Raw genomic sequence first — 14,005 nt, 5'->3', positions numbered from 1 at the left:
GATAAAGATGGAAATAGATAAAGAGTTAATTAACAATATATTAAGCCATCTTTCCTCAAGGAAAGGTTTAAAAAGCGAGGTCTTTTATTCCTCGGCACGAAACATAACCGCGGAGGCCAGAGAGGGCACGGTTGACGCCCTTGAAAGGGCGGAGTCCTCCGGGCTTTCAATACGGGTTATAGACGGCAAGAGGCACGGGTTTAGTTATACGAACGACGTATCAAAATGGCGGGAGGCCGTTGACATGGCCGCGGCAACCGCCATGTTCACAGAGGAAGACGAACACTGGTCATTTCGCGGTAATGGCGGTCAGTACGAGGGCGTGATGATATATGATGATGCGGCCGCCGCAGTGGCAGAGGCGGACATCGTGGATATGGCCCTGGATGTCGAGCGCGCCGCCTTAGAGCTTGATGACAGGATAAAAAAGGTAAGAAAGGCGTCGGCCTCTGTCTCATCAGGCGAGCTATATATTGCCAATACGGAGGGGCTTAGTGGTGGGTATCGCTTTACGTCGTGTACGCTTTCGGCGATGGCGATGGCTGAGTCATCGGGCGACAGCCAGATAGGGTGGGAGTATGAGTACGACAGGGTTCTCTCGGCCATATCTCCAAAGAGGGTAGGAGCTGGTGCGGCAGAGCGGGCGCTGGGACTCCTGAATGCAAAGACTTTTAAATCAGTAAAAGTACCGGTAGTAATAGAGAACTCTGTGGCGGCTGATTTTCTTAGTCTTTTGGCGTCTTCGTTTTCATCGGAGAATGTCCAGAAGGGGAAATCTATTTTGGCAGGGAAACTCTCTCAACAGATAGTCTCAGATAAGCTGAACATTATTGATAACGCGCTCCTTGAGGGCAAGGCCGGAAGCCGTCCGTTTGACGGCGAGGGGGTGCCATCACAGAGGAATGCCCTTGTGATGGACGGTGTGCTGAAGGGGTTTTTGTATAATCTCTATACCGCGTCAAAAGGGGGAGGGGTATCAACCGGAAGCGCCCAAAGGGGCGGGATTTCAGGGATGCCGACCGTGGGGGTGTCAAATTTATACATAGAACCGACCTCGTCGGCGTTGGTTATGACAGTTGATGAGATGTTTTCGCAGGCCGGTGAGTGTCTGTTTGTCACCGACGCTATGGGCGTACACATGGCAAACCGCATCACAGGGGAGTTTTCAGTCGGCGTAAGCGGTATGTGGGTGGAAGGTGGTAAGAAGGCGTATCCGGTGAAGGAGGCCGTCATTTCTGGAAATTTCCTTGATATGTTTAAGGATGTGGAGGCAGTCGGCAGTGACCTGAGATTTTATGGCAAGATAGGAAGCCCGTCTCTGTTGATAAGGCATATGGATGTGAGCGGCTGATAAATAATAGTTGGTACGATTGTTTAACAAAAATTAAGAAAATCTGATAAAATTGGAGTATAATTTAAAAGAGGATTGGAGGCAGACATGGATTATTTTTTAAGCGAAGACCAGCAGATGATAAGAGATACGGCGCGCCAGATAGCGGAGGAGAGAATTGTCCCTGTCCGGGCGGAACTTGACGAGAAAGAGCAGTTTCCAACAGAGATAATCAAGCTGCTGGCGCAGGCCGACATGTTCGGGCTGTTCATACCGGAGGAGTACGGCGGGCTTGGCAAGGGGGCGTTTGAGCTGTGTCTTGCCGTTGAGGAGTTGAGCAGGGCGTGTCTGGGCGTTTCGACCAGTTATGCCGCCAACGCCCTTGGCACGTATCCGATACTATTGTTTGGGACTGAGGAGCAAAAGAAGAAATATCTGCCTGACATCGCCTCAGGAAAAAAACTCGTGGCCTTTGGCCTTACAGAGGCCAATGCCGGTAGCGACGCCGCAGGCATTCAGACGACGGCCACCAAAAGCGGCACCGAATATGTGCTCAACGGCACGAAGCAGTGGATAACAAACGGTGGCGAGGCCGACATTTATACGGTCATAGCGATGACGGACAAGACACGCGGGGCGCGTGGGGCCTCCGCACTGATAGTGGAAAAGGGCACACCGGGCTTTATGTTTGGAAAGAAGGAAAAGAAGATGGGCATAAGGGCATCGGCCACATGTGAACTCGTGTTTGACGATTGCCACGTGCCAAAAGACAACATCCTTGGCCGCGACGGAATGGGTTTTATTGTCGCTATGAAGACGCTTGACCAGTCAAGAACAGGGGTAGGGGCGCAGGGCGTAGGGGTTGCCCAGGGGGCGTTTGAGGAGGCGGGGATGTTTGCCCGCAACCGTGTGCAGTTCGAAAAACCAATCATAAGTTTTCAGGCCATCCAGCACATGCTGGCCGACATGGCGATTCAGATAGAGGCCGCAAGGGCGCTGGTTTACAGCGTGGCGCGTTATGTGGACAGCGGCGCAAAGGACATTACAAAGGACTCCGCAATGGCCAAGACGTTTGCCACAGATGTTGCCATGAGGGTGACGACGGACGCCCTTCAGGTGATGGGCGGCTCCGGGTATATGAGAGACTATCCTCTTGAGAAGATGATGCGTGACGCCAAGATTCTCCAGATATATGAGGGCACCAACCAGATACAGAGAAACGTCATCTGCCAGAGCCTGATTAAAGAGTTCTCAAGGAAGAAGTGAACATGAAAATCATTGTTTGCATAAAGCAGGTGCCCGACACCGCCGAGGTGAGGATAAACCCGCAGACAAACACGTTGATTCGCGACGGTGTGCCAAGCATAATAAACCCCTATGATCTGCACGCCGTAGAGGCAGCCCTTTCAATTAAGGATTCGCTGGAAGCGGAGGTGACAGTGCTGACAATGGGGCCGCCACAGGCCGAAACAGCGTTGAAAGAGACCGTTGCGATGGGTGCCGACGATGCGGTTTTACTCACCGACAGGGCCTTTGCCGGCTCGGACACATGGGCAACCGCCTATACGCTGGCGGCGGCGATAAGACTTATAGGCGCTGACATAGTGCTATGCGGCAAACAGGCCATTGACGGCGATACGGCGCAGGTCGGGCCGGCCATCGCTGAATTTATGGACATTCCACATATCTCATACGTCAGCGGCATTACATCCATCTCTAACGATTCCATAACGGTGAGAAGGCTGATGGACGAGGGCTACGACATAGTGGAGGCGTCGCTTCCGGTCCTGCTCACGGTGGTCAAGGAGTTAAATCAACCGAGGATGCCGTCACTAAAGGGAAAGATGCGGGCAAAGAAGTTAGAAATCAAAAAGCTCACCCACAAAGAACTCTCACTAAGCGAGAACAATCTCGGATTGAATGGCTCTCCGACACGGGTAAAAAATATCTTCGCCCCAGAGGTGAAAAAAGACAGGATTGTCATCGGCGGCTCACCGGAAGAACAAACAGATGAGCTGATTTCCATACTGAAGGCAGTTAAATGTATTTAATAACAGGGCGCATAAGGAGTAACCATGCAGATTAAGGTGGACAGGGGGCTATGCACGGGGTGCCAGACATGTATCTCCTCATGCCCGTACGACGCGATAGTGATGTCTGATGAGGGCGAAAAGGCCTTTATAAATGAGTACTGCCAGCTCTGCCGCGCCTGCATGAGCGCGTGCCCGGAGGGTGCGATTAAAGAATATAACGATTCTCCAGCGGAGGTTAAGCAGGGGGATATAGCCTCTTATAAGGGTGTGCTTGTGTTTGCTGAGCAGAGGGATGGGCATGTAGCCCATGTGGCGTTTGAGCTTCTTTCGGCTGGCAGGAGGCTTGCGGATACGCTTTCAGTCCCACTGAGTGCGGCGCTCTTTGGCGCTGTGGAAGGGGAGGCTGAGGAACTCATAAAATGGGGAGCGGATACCGTCTTCTTATGTGATGACGCTGCTCTGACGAGATTTAACGACGAACCATATGCGGAGCTGCTGTCAGGTATAATAACTGAGCGCAAGCCGGAGATAGTCCTCGCCGGGGCAACCGCCGTGGGACGGTCTTTTTTCCCGCGCGTGGCAGCGCGCCTTCACGCGGGACTGACGGCAGACTGCACGTCTCTGGAAATAGAAGATGGGACACGAAACCTCCTTGCCATCAGGCCGGCCTTTGGGGGAAATATCATGGCCACTATTATGTGTCCGGACACAAGGCCGCAGATGGCCACAGTACGGCCTAAGGTAATGAAAAAAGGCTCCTATGACACAGAGAGAAAGGGAGAGATTATCAGAATAAATAAGCCGGTTAAGGCATCGCGCACAAAGGTTGTGGATGTGGTAAAGGAGGATTCGTACTGTAATATAAGCCTGCAGGACGCCGAGGTGGTTGTATCAGGTGGACGCGGGCTTGGAGGCGCAAAGGGATTTGAGATGCTCAAAGAACTTGCCGACCTTCTGAGCGGCACACTTGGGGCGTCAAGGGCGGCGGTTGATGAGGGGTGGATTCAGTACGGCCACCAGGTCGGCCAGACAGGTAAGACAGTCTGCCCAAAGATATATATCGCGTGTGGAATATCAGGGGCTGTGCAGCACATGGTGGGGATGCAGTCGTCAGATATCATCATAGCGATAAACAAAAACCCTGAGGCCCCGATATTTAATATAGCCAACTATGGCATCGTAGGCGATATCTATCAAATCATCCCGTTAGCGATAAAAAAGATAAAAGGGGACAGAGGTGTATGAGAAAGAGAACCGCATTCGTTTTTCCCGGACAGGGTTCCCAGGCCATAGGGATGGGGCTGGAGTTCTATGAAAAGTACGACGAGGTGAGGGCGGTCTATAAAGAGGCCTCTGACGCCCTCGGCTATGACATCTCCGCCCTCTGTTTTAACGGCCCGAAAGAGGAGCTTAATAAGACCTTTCGCACGCAGCCCTGTCTCTTAGTTACAAGTATAGCCGCGTTTACGGTGCTGCGGCTGAAGGGCATAAAACCAGACGTAGTGGCAGGGCATAGCCTGGGCGAATACTCAGCTCTTGTGGCAGCCGGTGTGCTGCACCTAAAGGATGCCGTTGTGCTTACCGAAAAAAGGGGACATTTTATGCAGGAGGCAGTTCCCGAAGGGCAGGGCCTGATGGCCGCCATAATTGGATTGGACAGAGAGGTAGTTGACAGGATTTGTGCGAACTCCACGTCGGGCTATGTATCACCGGCAAACTATAACTGTCCGCAGCAGATAGTGATAGCGGGCGAGAAGCCGGCGGTTGAGGAGGCCATAAGGCTTGCCAAACAGGAAGGCGCGCGGCGCGCGGTTGCCCTTGCGGTAAGTGTGCCGTCTCACTGTACGCTGATGATGAGCGCCTCGGAGAAACTTGGCGCGTATATGGAGACCATTTCATTTAATAAGCCTGAAATCCCTGTTGTTAATAACTCCGACGCCATTGTGCTGGGCACGGTGGAGAAGATAAAATCCTCGCTTGTCAGGCAGCTCAATAGTCCCCTGCTGTGGGAGGACTCAATAAGGACGATCACCGGTATGGATGTGGAGGTGTTTGTCGAAGTCGGGCCAGGCACCGTTTTAGGCGGCCTGATAAAACGTATTGTTTCAAATGTGGCAATATACGGCGTAAACGATAGCGCCTCATTGGAGCGCTTCATAAATGCACAAATAAACGCCTGAGAAGGCTGTTAACGATTATGTACCAGGAGGTTTTTTTTCATGATTAAGATTTACTATGACAAGGACGCCAATTTAGACGTATTGAAGGGAAAGAAGATAGTCATAATGGGCTATGGCAGCCAGGGCCACGCCCACGCGAATAATTTAAAGGAAAGCGGCATGGACGTAACCATAGGGATTAGACAGGGCGGCAGTTGGAATAAGGCCGAGGAGGCGGGCTTTAAGGTCATGCTGCCATCTGAAGCGGCGAAAATGGCCGATGTGATAATGATCCTCCTGCCCGACGAGTATCAGGCCGATATCTATAATAACGAGATAGCCCCACACGTAAAGAAATCAGCATATGTGGCCTTTGCCCACGGTTTTAATATTCACTTCGGGCAGATAGTGCCGAGGGCGGATGTAAACGTGTTCATGGCGGCCCCAAAAGGTCCGGGGCATCTTGTGCGGAGCGAATATGTAAAGGGTGGTGGTGTGCCGTGCCTCATCGCTGTACATCAGAACCCGTCCGGAGACACTAAGGATGTGGCACTGGCATATGCCAGCGCAATCGGAGGGGGCAGGGCGGGCGTCATCGAAACTGACTTCAGAGAGGAGACCGAGACAGATCTCTTCGGAGAGCAGGCCGTATTGTGTGGTGGTCTGACCGCGTTGATTCAGGCCGGGTTTGAGACCCTGACTGAGGCCGGTTATGCCCCTGAGATGGCATATTTTGAGTGTCTGCACGAGGTTAAACTAATCGTTGACCTGATATACGAAGGCGGTATTGCCAACATGCGCTACTCCATAAGCAACACAGCCCAGTACGGCGACATTACGCGTGGGCCGAGGATTATTACCGAAGAAACGAAGAAGGAAATGAAGAGAATCCTTGCGGAAATTCAATCGGGGGTTTTTGCCCGCGAGTGGATTTTAGAGTGCCGCGCCAACAAACCGGTGTTCAATGCCCTGACACGAAAGGGAGAGTCACATCAGATAGAGGAAGTCGGCGGCAAACTCAGGGCTATGATGCCGTGGCTGAAAAAAGGTAAGCTCGTAGATAAATCAAAGGCATAGAATATATAGAGACTATATGCCGTTGGTGTGGCGCCGTAACTAACAGGGGAGGGCTCAGATGGCAGAGGCTAAAGAAAAGATAATCGTCACTGTTGACAGTGAGCTTGCTGACCTGATACCGGGCTATCTTATCAACAGGCGCGGCGACATCGAAAAGATGAACGCCGCCATTGATTCAGGGGAGTTTGAGGCGATTCGTGTGATTGGACATCAGTTAAAAGGCTCTGGTGGCGGGTATGGATTTGACTTCATTACCGATACAGGGATGGCCATTGAGCGTGGCGCAAAAGAGAAAAACTACGAGGAAATAAAAAAACACGTCGCCGCGCTCGGCGATTATCTCAACAGGCTGGAAACGGTTTATCAGTAGGGGGGACTGTGGCGATATTGGTAGTCGAGGATTCAGAGGATATTTCGCTGCTTCTGAACCGGTTCTTAGAGAAAATGGGCTATAAGAATGTCATGCTTGCGGGTTCTGCCGAAGAGGCAATAGATATTATAGGACTGAGTAAGAAGGGCGGCACTGTAAACAGAGACATTGAGCTTATACTTATGGATATAGGCTTGCCAGGGCTTGATGGTGTCGGGGCGTGCCAGAAGATAAAGTCTGACCAATGGTTTAAGGATATACCCATAATAATGCTGACGGACGATACGAGCGCTGTATCGCTTGAAAACGTCTTTAAGGCTGGGGCCATAGACTATATTACAAAGCCGGTAAAGGTGATAGAGCTGCGCGCCCGTATAGGGTTGGCCCTGAGCCTGAAACAGGAGATGGACAGGCGTAAGGCCTGTGAGATAGAACTGGAGGCATTGACACGCCAGCTTAAGGAGGCCAACCGAATCCTCACCAATCTGTCTTATATAGATGGACTTACGGGGGTGGCAAACAGGAGATATTTTGATGACTACTCCGACCAGGAATGGAAGAAGGCCTTCAGAGAGCATAGTTTTATATCGGTGATAATAGTGGACATAGACTTTTTTAAGCAGTTTAACGACATGGAGGGCCATCCCGCCGGGGATGAGTGTCTGAGGCGGGTGGCAGGGGCATTAAGTGACGCACTGAGACGCCCCGGAGATTTTATCGCACGCTATGGTGGTGAGGAATTTGTCAGCATACTTCCAAATACGACATTGGATGGGGCGGCCATTATTGGTGAGACGATGCGCACAAACGTATGTGACCTGAACATCAGATTTGCCCAGTCAAAGAAAACTACCGTAAGCATTGGGATTGCGGGAGCGATACCGGATAAGTCCAAAACCATTCAATGGTTGATTTCCGGGGCAGACCGCGCCCTTTACACGGCAAAAAAATCGGGCAAAAACCAAGTCAAGGTATTTTAGTGTAAAGAAATGTCATAAACCCTACTATCACAAAAGGCCGACGCGTTTATTGGCCTCGGCGGCGTTTGGGTCTCTGAGGGCGAGTTCTTTCAGGGCATTTTCTGTTTTTTCACTGCGTGCTTCGATTTCCTTGATTTTCCTGACAACAGGGGCAAGCGTGGTGCGCCTGTCCCATAATACAAACCCCACCATCGCAATCATGCCACACAGCATTACATATATGAGCACATTTAGCAGTCCATATAAGTCGTTAATCCGCTGGTTGGTACTCCTGAATCCTTCCTCCATGCGCTGGCTTAGACTCTTAAATCCCTCCTCCATGCGCTGGTTAGTATTTTTTAACCCCTCCTCCATGCGCTGGTTAGTACTTTTTGACCCCTCCTCCATGCGCTGGTTGGTATTTTTTAACCCTTCCTCCAGGCGCTTTAACCCTTCATCAAGGCGCACCTCAAGGCGAATAAGCCGGTCTCTGTCCTGCTGGGTGAAAGACACCTCCCGCGTGGCTGCCCATGAGGGTGGGCACATCACCGAAAGTAATAATATCAATACTACTGTATGAACGGCCATTCTCATCAGTTCGCCTCCATCGCTTAATATTATTGTACCATAAGGCGTGTGGCTGCGGCAATTAATGTTTCTTTTGAGGACGGGCAAACAGCCATGTTTTGTTTCTGGTTTGACATACAAACTTTATGAAATCACGCTTTAGTCAGATTGTCTTTTCATTATTTCCCTGTTGTAGGCCGACACTACGGCACCTCTTTTTAGCATCCCTATAATTTCGCCCTTATTCAGAGGATTATTTACTACGGGCAGTTCCTCAAGGTCGGCAATAGAAAAACACTCAAACGCCCTTCGCAAGGTATCATAACCCGTCACAACGGGTATATCCTCAGTGGTAAGCTCCCCAACCGTTACTATTTGTTGAATGTACTCTTCCGAGAAAACCCTTGTTATATCGTCAACCGTGATTACTCCCTTAAGGCCGCCCTGACCATTTACGACTGGAAAACAAAGCCCACTGCCCGCGATAATTAAATCATGGACAATTTTAATAGGCTCAATTTCTCTTATCGTTATGAAATCTTTTGACATTATATCCCTGACTTTAAGAGATTCCATGACATTAATCTCCTTTCCGGTAACAAGGTCTATGCCCTGGCGCGAAAGAGAGAATGTATCAATGGAATCTTTTAAGAGTGTTTTTGCCACAAACACACCAGTAACAGTGGTAAGCATCACCGGAATAATAACCTTATAGCCTTGGGTCATCTCAAGCATGAGAAACATGCCGGTCAGGGGCGCGTGTGTTACGGCAGATAAGAATGCCCCAATGCCAAGCATAGCGTAGAACTCCGGCGCAGAGGAAAAATTAGGGAAAACATACTGAGACGCAGCCCCGAAAGTCCGCCCGGCCATAGCGCCAATAAAAAGCGACGGCGCGAACACGCCGCCCGCCGACCCCGATCCAAGCGTCATAGTCGTGGCAAATATCTTTAAAAACACCAGGGCCAGACAAAGCAACACCCCTGAGCGTCCGGCCAGCACCTCTGTAATATGCCCATAACCATCACCCATTACCTGAGGGAAAAAAATCGCAACTATCCCAACAATAACCCCGCCTAACACCGGCTTTAAAAACGGGTTTATCGCAAGACTATCGAATACATCGCTGATCTTATAGAATATTTTTATAAAAAAAACTGCGATAACACCTATAAAGGCACCGAAAAGAAGGAATATTGGAGTCTCTGAAAGACCTGTAAAAACATGTTCAGGCACAATAAAAACCTGTTCATTGCCAAAATAAGACTGTGAGATGGCAGTGGCTATCGCGGCCGATACTACCAACGCCCCGAATGAGGTAATTTCGTAGTTGCCCAACAGGATTATTTCCAGCGCAAACATCACGCCGGCTATAGGGGCGTTAAATATTGCCGCTATCGCCCCGGCTGCCCCCGCAGCGACAAAAAGAGTCCTCTGTTTCTCAGAAAATCCCAGCCAGCGTCCCACTATTGAACCAATCCCGCCGCCAATTACCGCCGCCGGACCTTCCACGCCCGCTGACCCCCCGGAGCCTATGGTTATTGATGGTGCAATGATTCGTAACAAAACGGTCTTTATGCCTATCGCGCCCCCTTTGACATTTACCCTTGCAAGAAATTTGGGGAATGTGTAGCCGTTAACCTCACCGGGAAATCTTTTTGACAGGGGAATCAACAGGGCCGCCCCGATGGCGGGTATAAGTGGAAGGAGTATCCTGCTTTGTAAAGTCTCTCCAACTCCGAGAAGCCTCTGCCCGTCTTCAAGCAGGTACATTTTCATTAAATCTAAGGTCTTGCGAAATATGATTACTGAAACTGCGCTTGCCGCCCCTATAAACATAGCGGTTAACATAGTTACGCTGTGTCTGTTCACTAAAAACCGCAAGGCCCATCTGCTTAACAATCTCCTGAGCTTGTGGCTTAGATACCAAAAACTCCTTAATATTGCGATCCTATTTTTTTTCATTTGTATCAACGGCGATTATACACCAAACACAATAACAAATACAGCGCAGCCCCCGCAATAATTCTTGCGTTTTGGGCGGGTATAATAATACAATAGGCTTGAGGTGGGGTATGAGCGGTATGATGAAATATTTTGAAAAAATGAAAGGTGCGTCGAAATCGCCGCCGAGGGCCGGGGTGAGTGAGATTCTCTGGTCGTGGATAAGCGCTTTTTGCGGCATTGGGGTAGTGGCCTTCATAAATTACAATATACTTGGCGGCACTGATAAAATATTATTAGTGGGGTCGTTTGGTGCCTCGGCAGTGCTCCTTTACGGGGCACCGAAAAGCCCGCTGGCTCAGCCGAGGAATCTGATGGGTGGGCACATGCTCTCGGCCTTAGTAGGCGTGGCCTCATATCAGGTACTTCACGATAATTTATGGCTGGCCTCGGCGATTGCTGTTTCAACCGCAATCGCATTAATGCACGCCACCAGGACACTGCACCCACCGGGCGGCGCTACAGCCCTTATTGCCGTCATAAGCGGGAAGAACATCCACGACCTCGGGTTTTTATACGCGTTGATGCCCGTTGGAGCGGGGGCGGCCGTTATGCTTGTAGTTGCCCTTATCGTCAACAACATACCCGGCAACCGCAGGTATCCTGAATTTTGGGTTTAGGATGCAAGGGGAAACCAGATGCAGCCGGATTGCCTGCGGCAGTGGCATTGATTAATTGCCTGAATCTCAATGGCTGGCAAAAGTAATTGACAAATTGAAGATTTTGGTATATTATTAACGGCAGGAGATCAATTAATCATTTTAGGAGGTATTGATATTATGACAGCAAAGCGTATCGTAAGGGTGGTGACGTTAATAGCCATAATTGCCATGATGCTCCTTTTGTTGGCTGGGTGCGGATTTGTGGCCGACGGGCCGGTAGGCTGGGTCTATACGGACACCACGATGCCGGTGAGTATGGGGACGGCTCAAAACGGGACGAAGGCGGGAAGGGGATGTATTCATTCGTTTTTCGGGGCAATTTCAATTGGCAACGGCAGCATTGAGACGGCTATGAAAGATGGCGGCATTAAGAACGTCTATACGGTTAATAAAGAGAATCTCAGCATATTCGGCACCTATACGCGCCAGTGTACGCTGGTGTCGGGCGAATAGGCCGTTGCCGGATAAACTTTGCCGGATAAACTTTACTGATAGGAGGTGAGAGAAAATATGTCAGCAGGAAAGACTCTTACAGATGAGTCCCCAAAGAGCCGTCTGATAGCCCTGATACTATGTTTTCTGACGGGATGGTTAGGTGGACACAGGTTCTATTGCAATAAGGTCGGTACGGGGATTGTGATGATGTTGACGATGGGTGGTTTTGGTTTATGGTATTTCGTTGATTTGGTTATGATTTCTTTAGGGTCATTTAAGGACAAGGACAACTTGCCGATAGCCAAATGGTAGTGGTGGCAGTTTTTGATTGTAGCCGGGCGGGCAGAGGTGTCCGCCCTGAAGTCTGGTCATGATACATAAAAAATATATACTTGAAGGGGTAAGGTTTAGATGAGAAGGGGTAAGGTTTAGATGAAAGTTCCTCCAATGCAGCCGAGTGCCCGTCTTGCCTTGGGTGCCCTTGTCATGGCGGCGTGCGCGGTGATAGCGATTATTATAAAGAGCGGCTGGCCGGTGATGGTCGCATTGTCTATAATACTTGTAGTAAGGCCGAGATGGTGGTCGGTGCTGATATTAGGGTTTGCGTTTACGGTTTTTTTAAACAGCGGGTGGCCGCTTCTGGGGTCTCTGTTTTTTATTGCCACGTGTAAACCTAAGAGGTGGTGGCCTATTCCGGCGGGGATAGCCTTTGGTCTGGTGGAGGTGCTTTCGTTCTATCTGTCTGACAGGCCTTTGGGGATAACGAGGGGTTTTACGGCGGTGGGTTCAATGTGTGAGTCGCTCATATATCCTGTACATGCCGAGAAGGTAAGCTACTGGGGTGTGTATGAACCCGTGATTGACTGGACGATGGCCCTGATACTTGGGACTACGATAGGCAGTTTTTTGTCTTCGAGGTATTCGGGGGATTTTAAGCTGAATGTTGTGCCGTATCTGTGGAGTTTCTCTAAGGGGAAATCGGTTGCGAAGAGGTGGTTTTGGGCCTTTGCCGCCGGTGTAGTGATGGGATTTGCGGCAAGAATAGCGGGTGGTTGTGTCAGCGGTCTTCTGATTTCAGGGGTGGTGCAATTGGCACCGGCGGGGTTTATTTTTATGATGTCATTATGGGTTGGCGGCGTGGTTACGACGTTTTTATTTTACAGGACAAGGGTTATAGCGGTGAGGAAGGACTGATATGGTAGAGTTGATTACGATTAAGGAGTTAGTTGGCAGATTAGCCCAGACGTTTGACGCTGGCACGATTGAGGCGGTCAAGGGGCCGACGAGCCTCTATGGAGGACTCATACTTGGGTTACTGTTTGGCGTTGTTTTACAGAAGTCACGTCTCTGCAAATATGACATCGTAAGCGGTCTGTTTCGGCTTCAGGATTTTACGGTGTTTCGTGTGGGTACGCCTATTTTAATGATATCAGTTTTGATGCTTTTTATATTTAAAGACGCGGGGGTTTTTGAGCTTCACGTGCCAAAGACCGTAATAGTGCCTCAGATAATCGGGGGGCTGATGTTTGGCGCGGCTATTGCGATATTGGGATATTGTCCGGGGACTGCGGCCGGGGCGCTAGGGGAAGGGTCGCTTGACGCTATTCCCGGAATGTTAGGAATAATATCGGGGGCGGTGCTTTATGCAGAATTTTTCCACGACTCATGGGAAAATACCTTCTTAAAATGGGGTGAGATAGGGGGCAAGACATTCTTTGAGATACTCAGGATAAGCCCGTGGTATCTTATTGTGCTTTTTTTGCTGATGTTGACGATGTTTTTGATAGCGACGACGATGTTCGATATATTCATAGTATTCCTAAGACGTACGTTTAACTTATTTATGGACATGACCGACGCGCTGGAAGAGAAGGTCCCCCCGGCGACAAAGCCATACGCCGTATCAACAATTGAGACCGTCAGGAAGTTCCGGCAAAACATTCGCGATATGTTTAAGTAGTAATTAATCTGCGGGATTTGTATGTGTTTCAGGCGATTAAGGCCATCGTCCTAACGGTTTTGTCTATGCGCTGCGTAATACCCACTATGCGGCTCACCTTGGGTACCTTCTGCTTCCTCAAGATGAAGCTCCACGGCTTCTGCAATCATATTAAGACTTTCTTCGACTGTCTCACCCTGAGAGACAACATTAAGCTCAGGACATTTTACCCAAAAACCGCTGCCTTCCATGTCAGGATGCAAGACAACGCTATACTGTTTACCATGGACGGTTATTGCGTATTTCCAGCCCTGTGTACAGTTAATACCAAGTTGCGTTCATAAAAGTAACTATGTTTTTTCAAGTCTGTCAGTCCAGCCTACGAGCGGCAGTCCAGTCCTTACACCGTTTTCTGAAAGACTGGATTCCTGCTTTACCGTGAAAATCCTATGGAGCTAGGGCACACACCT

Annotated in this window: 15 protein-coding genes; 13 read left to right on the top strand and 2 right to left on the bottom strand. The window is 49.9% G+C overall.

Features of this window, described 5'->3' with window-relative positions; translation table 11 throughout:
- Positions 1 to 7 precede the first annotated feature (7 nt).
- The 8 genes from AB7D94_RS05145 (at position 8) to AB7D94_RS05110 (ending at position 7,949) form a co-directional block, all read left to right on the top strand.
- Positions 8 to 1,351, top strand: a complete 1,344-nt coding sequence (locus AB7D94_RS05145; RefSeq protein WP_420264658.1) for a TldD/PmbA family protein — start codon at positions 8 to 10, stop codon at positions 1,349 to 1,351.
- An 87-nt stretch (positions 1,352 to 1,438) separates the two neighbouring features.
- The gene (locus AB7D94_RS05140; RefSeq protein WP_420264657.1) at positions 1,439 to 2,596 is read left to right on the top strand and encodes an acyl-CoA dehydrogenase family protein; all 1,158 of its coding nucleotides are present in this window, start codon (positions 1,439 to 1,441) and stop codon (positions 2,594 to 2,596) included.
- A gap of 2 nt (positions 2,597 to 2,598) precedes the next feature.
- Positions 2,599 to 3,381, top strand: coding sequence for an electron transfer flavoprotein subunit beta/FixA family protein (locus tag AB7D94_RS05135; RefSeq protein WP_420264656.1), 783 nt, complete (start codon positions 2,599 to 2,601; stop codon positions 3,379 to 3,381).
- 24 nt (positions 3,382 to 3,405) lie between these two features.
- The gene (locus AB7D94_RS05130; protein ID WP_420264655.1) at positions 3,406 to 4,608 is read left to right on the top strand and encodes an FAD-binding protein; all 1,203 of its coding nucleotides are present in this window, start codon (positions 3,406 to 3,408) and stop codon (positions 4,606 to 4,608) included.
- The gene (gene fabD / locus AB7D94_RS05125; protein WP_420264654.1) at positions 4,605 to 5,543 is read left to right on the top strand and encodes an ACP S-malonyltransferase; all 939 of its coding nucleotides are present in this window, start codon (positions 4,605 to 4,607) and stop codon (positions 5,541 to 5,543) included. Before AB7D94_RS05130 ends, fabD begins: the two co-directional genes overlap by 4 nt.
- A 42-nt stretch (positions 5,544 to 5,585) precedes the next feature.
- Positions 5,586 to 6,599, top strand: coding sequence for a ketol-acid reductoisomerase (gene ilvC, locus AB7D94_RS05120; RefSeq protein ID WP_420264677.1), 1,014 nt, complete (start codon positions 5,586 to 5,588; stop codon positions 6,597 to 6,599).
- A 58-nt stretch (positions 6,600 to 6,657) separates the two neighbouring features.
- A complete protein-coding gene (locus tag AB7D94_RS05115; RefSeq protein ID WP_420264653.1) occupies positions 6,658 to 6,969 on the top strand; it encodes an Hpt domain-containing protein in 312 nt (103 codons plus the stop codon).
- Positions 6,970 to 6,977: 8 nt separating this feature from the next.
- A complete protein-coding gene (locus AB7D94_RS05110) occupies positions 6,978 to 7,949 on the top strand; it encodes a GGDEF domain-containing response regulator (protein ID WP_420264652.1) in 972 nt (323 codons plus the stop codon).
- Between the two features lie 27 nt (positions 7,950 to 7,976).
- On the opposite strand, the gene AB7D94_RS05105 is transcribed toward AB7D94_RS05110, so the two are convergent.
- Entirely contained in the window at positions 7,977 to 8,522 is a 546-nt protein-coding gene (locus AB7D94_RS05105) for a hypothetical protein (protein ID WP_420264651.1), read from the bottom strand.
- A gap of 132 nt (positions 8,523 to 8,654) precedes the next feature.
- Complete coding sequence (locus AB7D94_RS05100; protein WP_420264650.1) at positions 8,655 to 10,460, bottom strand: chloride channel protein; 1,806 nt, start codon at positions 10,458 to 10,460, stop codon at positions 8,655 to 8,657.
- A 122-nt stretch (positions 10,461 to 10,582) separates the two neighbouring features.
- Here AB7D94_RS05100 and AB7D94_RS05095 point away from each other — a divergent pair, with 122 nt between their 5' ends.
- From AB7D94_RS05095 to AB7D94_RS05075, 5 genes are all read left to right on the top strand, one after another.
- Positions 10,583 to 11,119: an HPP family protein gene (locus AB7D94_RS05095; RefSeq protein ID WP_420264676.1), complete on the top strand. Its 537-nt coding sequence runs from the start codon at positions 10,583 to 10,585 to the stop codon at positions 11,117 to 11,119.
- 159 nt (positions 11,120 to 11,278) lie between these two features.
- Positions 11,279 to 11,614, top strand: coding sequence for a TRL-like family protein (locus AB7D94_RS05090; RefSeq protein WP_420264649.1), 336 nt, complete (start codon positions 11,279 to 11,281; stop codon positions 11,612 to 11,614).
- A gap of 57 nt (positions 11,615 to 11,671) precedes the next feature.
- Positions 11,672 to 11,908 (top strand): TM2 domain-containing protein, encoded by a 237-nt coding sequence (locus AB7D94_RS05085; protein ID WP_420264648.1) that lies wholly within the window; start codon positions 11,672 to 11,674, stop codon positions 11,906 to 11,908.
- Positions 11,909 to 12,028: 120 nt separating this feature from the next.
- A complete protein-coding gene (locus AB7D94_RS05080) occupies positions 12,029 to 12,790 on the top strand; it encodes a YeeE/YedE thiosulfate transporter family protein (protein WP_420264647.1) in 762 nt (253 codons plus the stop codon).
- Position 12,791: 1 nt separating this feature from the next.
- A complete protein-coding gene (locus AB7D94_RS05075) occupies positions 12,792 to 13,556 on the top strand; it encodes a YeeE/YedE thiosulfate transporter family protein (RefSeq protein ID WP_420264646.1) in 765 nt (254 codons plus the stop codon).
- Positions 13,557 to 14,005: the final 449 nt, after the last annotated feature.

This window comes from Candidatus Magnetominusculus dajiuhuensis (assembly GCF_046044395.1).
Lineage (GTDB): Bacteria > Nitrospirota > Thermodesulfovibrionia > Thermodesulfovibrionales > Magnetobacteriaceae > Magnetominusculus > Magnetominusculus dajiuhuensis.
Note: the sequence above shows the minus strand (reverse complement) of the source record. Positions and strands in the feature narration are given on the sequence as shown.

What these genes read in the sequence shown, in the direction of transcription:
- AB7D94_RS05115 (WP_420264653.1), top strand. Translation starts at nt 6,658, where the DNA reads ATGGCAGAGGCTAAAGAAAAGATAATCGTCACTGTTGACAGTGAGCTT.
- AB7D94_RS05145 (WP_420264658.1), top strand. Translation starts at nt 8, where the DNA reads ATGGAAATAGATAAAGAGTTAATTAACAATATATTAAGCCATCTTTCC.
- AB7D94_RS05090 (WP_420264649.1), top strand. Translation starts at nt 11,279, where the DNA reads ATGACAGCAAAGCGTATCGTAAGGGTGGTGACGTTAATAGCCATAATT.
- AB7D94_RS05085 (WP_420264648.1), top strand. Translation starts at nt 11,672, where the DNA reads ATGTCAGCAGGAAAGACTCTTACAGATGAGTCCCCAAAGAGCCGTCTG.
- AB7D94_RS05075 (WP_420264646.1), top strand. Translation starts at nt 12,792, where the DNA reads ATGGTAGAGTTGATTACGATTAAGGAGTTAGTTGGCAGATTAGCCCAG.
- AB7D94_RS05135 (WP_420264656.1), top strand. Translation starts at nt 2,599, where the DNA reads ATGAAAATCATTGTTTGCATAAAGCAGGTGCCCGACACCGCCGAGGTG.
- AB7D94_RS05100 (WP_420264650.1), bottom strand. Translation starts at nt 10,460, where the DNA reads ATGAAAAAAAATAGGATCGCAATATTAAGGAGTTTTTGGTATCTAAGC.
- AB7D94_RS05080 (WP_420264647.1), top strand. Translation starts at nt 12,029, where the DNA reads ATGAAAGTTCCTCCAATGCAGCCGAGTGCCCGTCTTGCCTTGGGTGCC.
- fabD (WP_420264654.1), top strand. Translation starts at nt 4,605, where the DNA reads ATGAGAAAGAGAACCGCATTCGTTTTTCCCGGACAGGGTTCCCAGGCC.
- AB7D94_RS05095 (WP_420264676.1), top strand. Translation starts at nt 10,583, where the DNA reads ATGAAATATTTTGAAAAAATGAAAGGTGCGTCGAAATCGCCGCCGAGG.
- AB7D94_RS05130 (WP_420264655.1), top strand. Translation starts at nt 3,406, where the DNA reads ATGCAGATTAAGGTGGACAGGGGGCTATGCACGGGGTGCCAGACATGT.
- AB7D94_RS05140 (WP_420264657.1), top strand. Translation starts at nt 1,439, where the DNA reads ATGGATTATTTTTTAAGCGAAGACCAGCAGATGATAAGAGATACGGCG.
- AB7D94_RS05105 (WP_420264651.1), bottom strand. Translation starts at nt 8,522, where the DNA reads ATGAGAATGGCCGTTCATACAGTAGTATTGATATTATTACTTTCGGTG.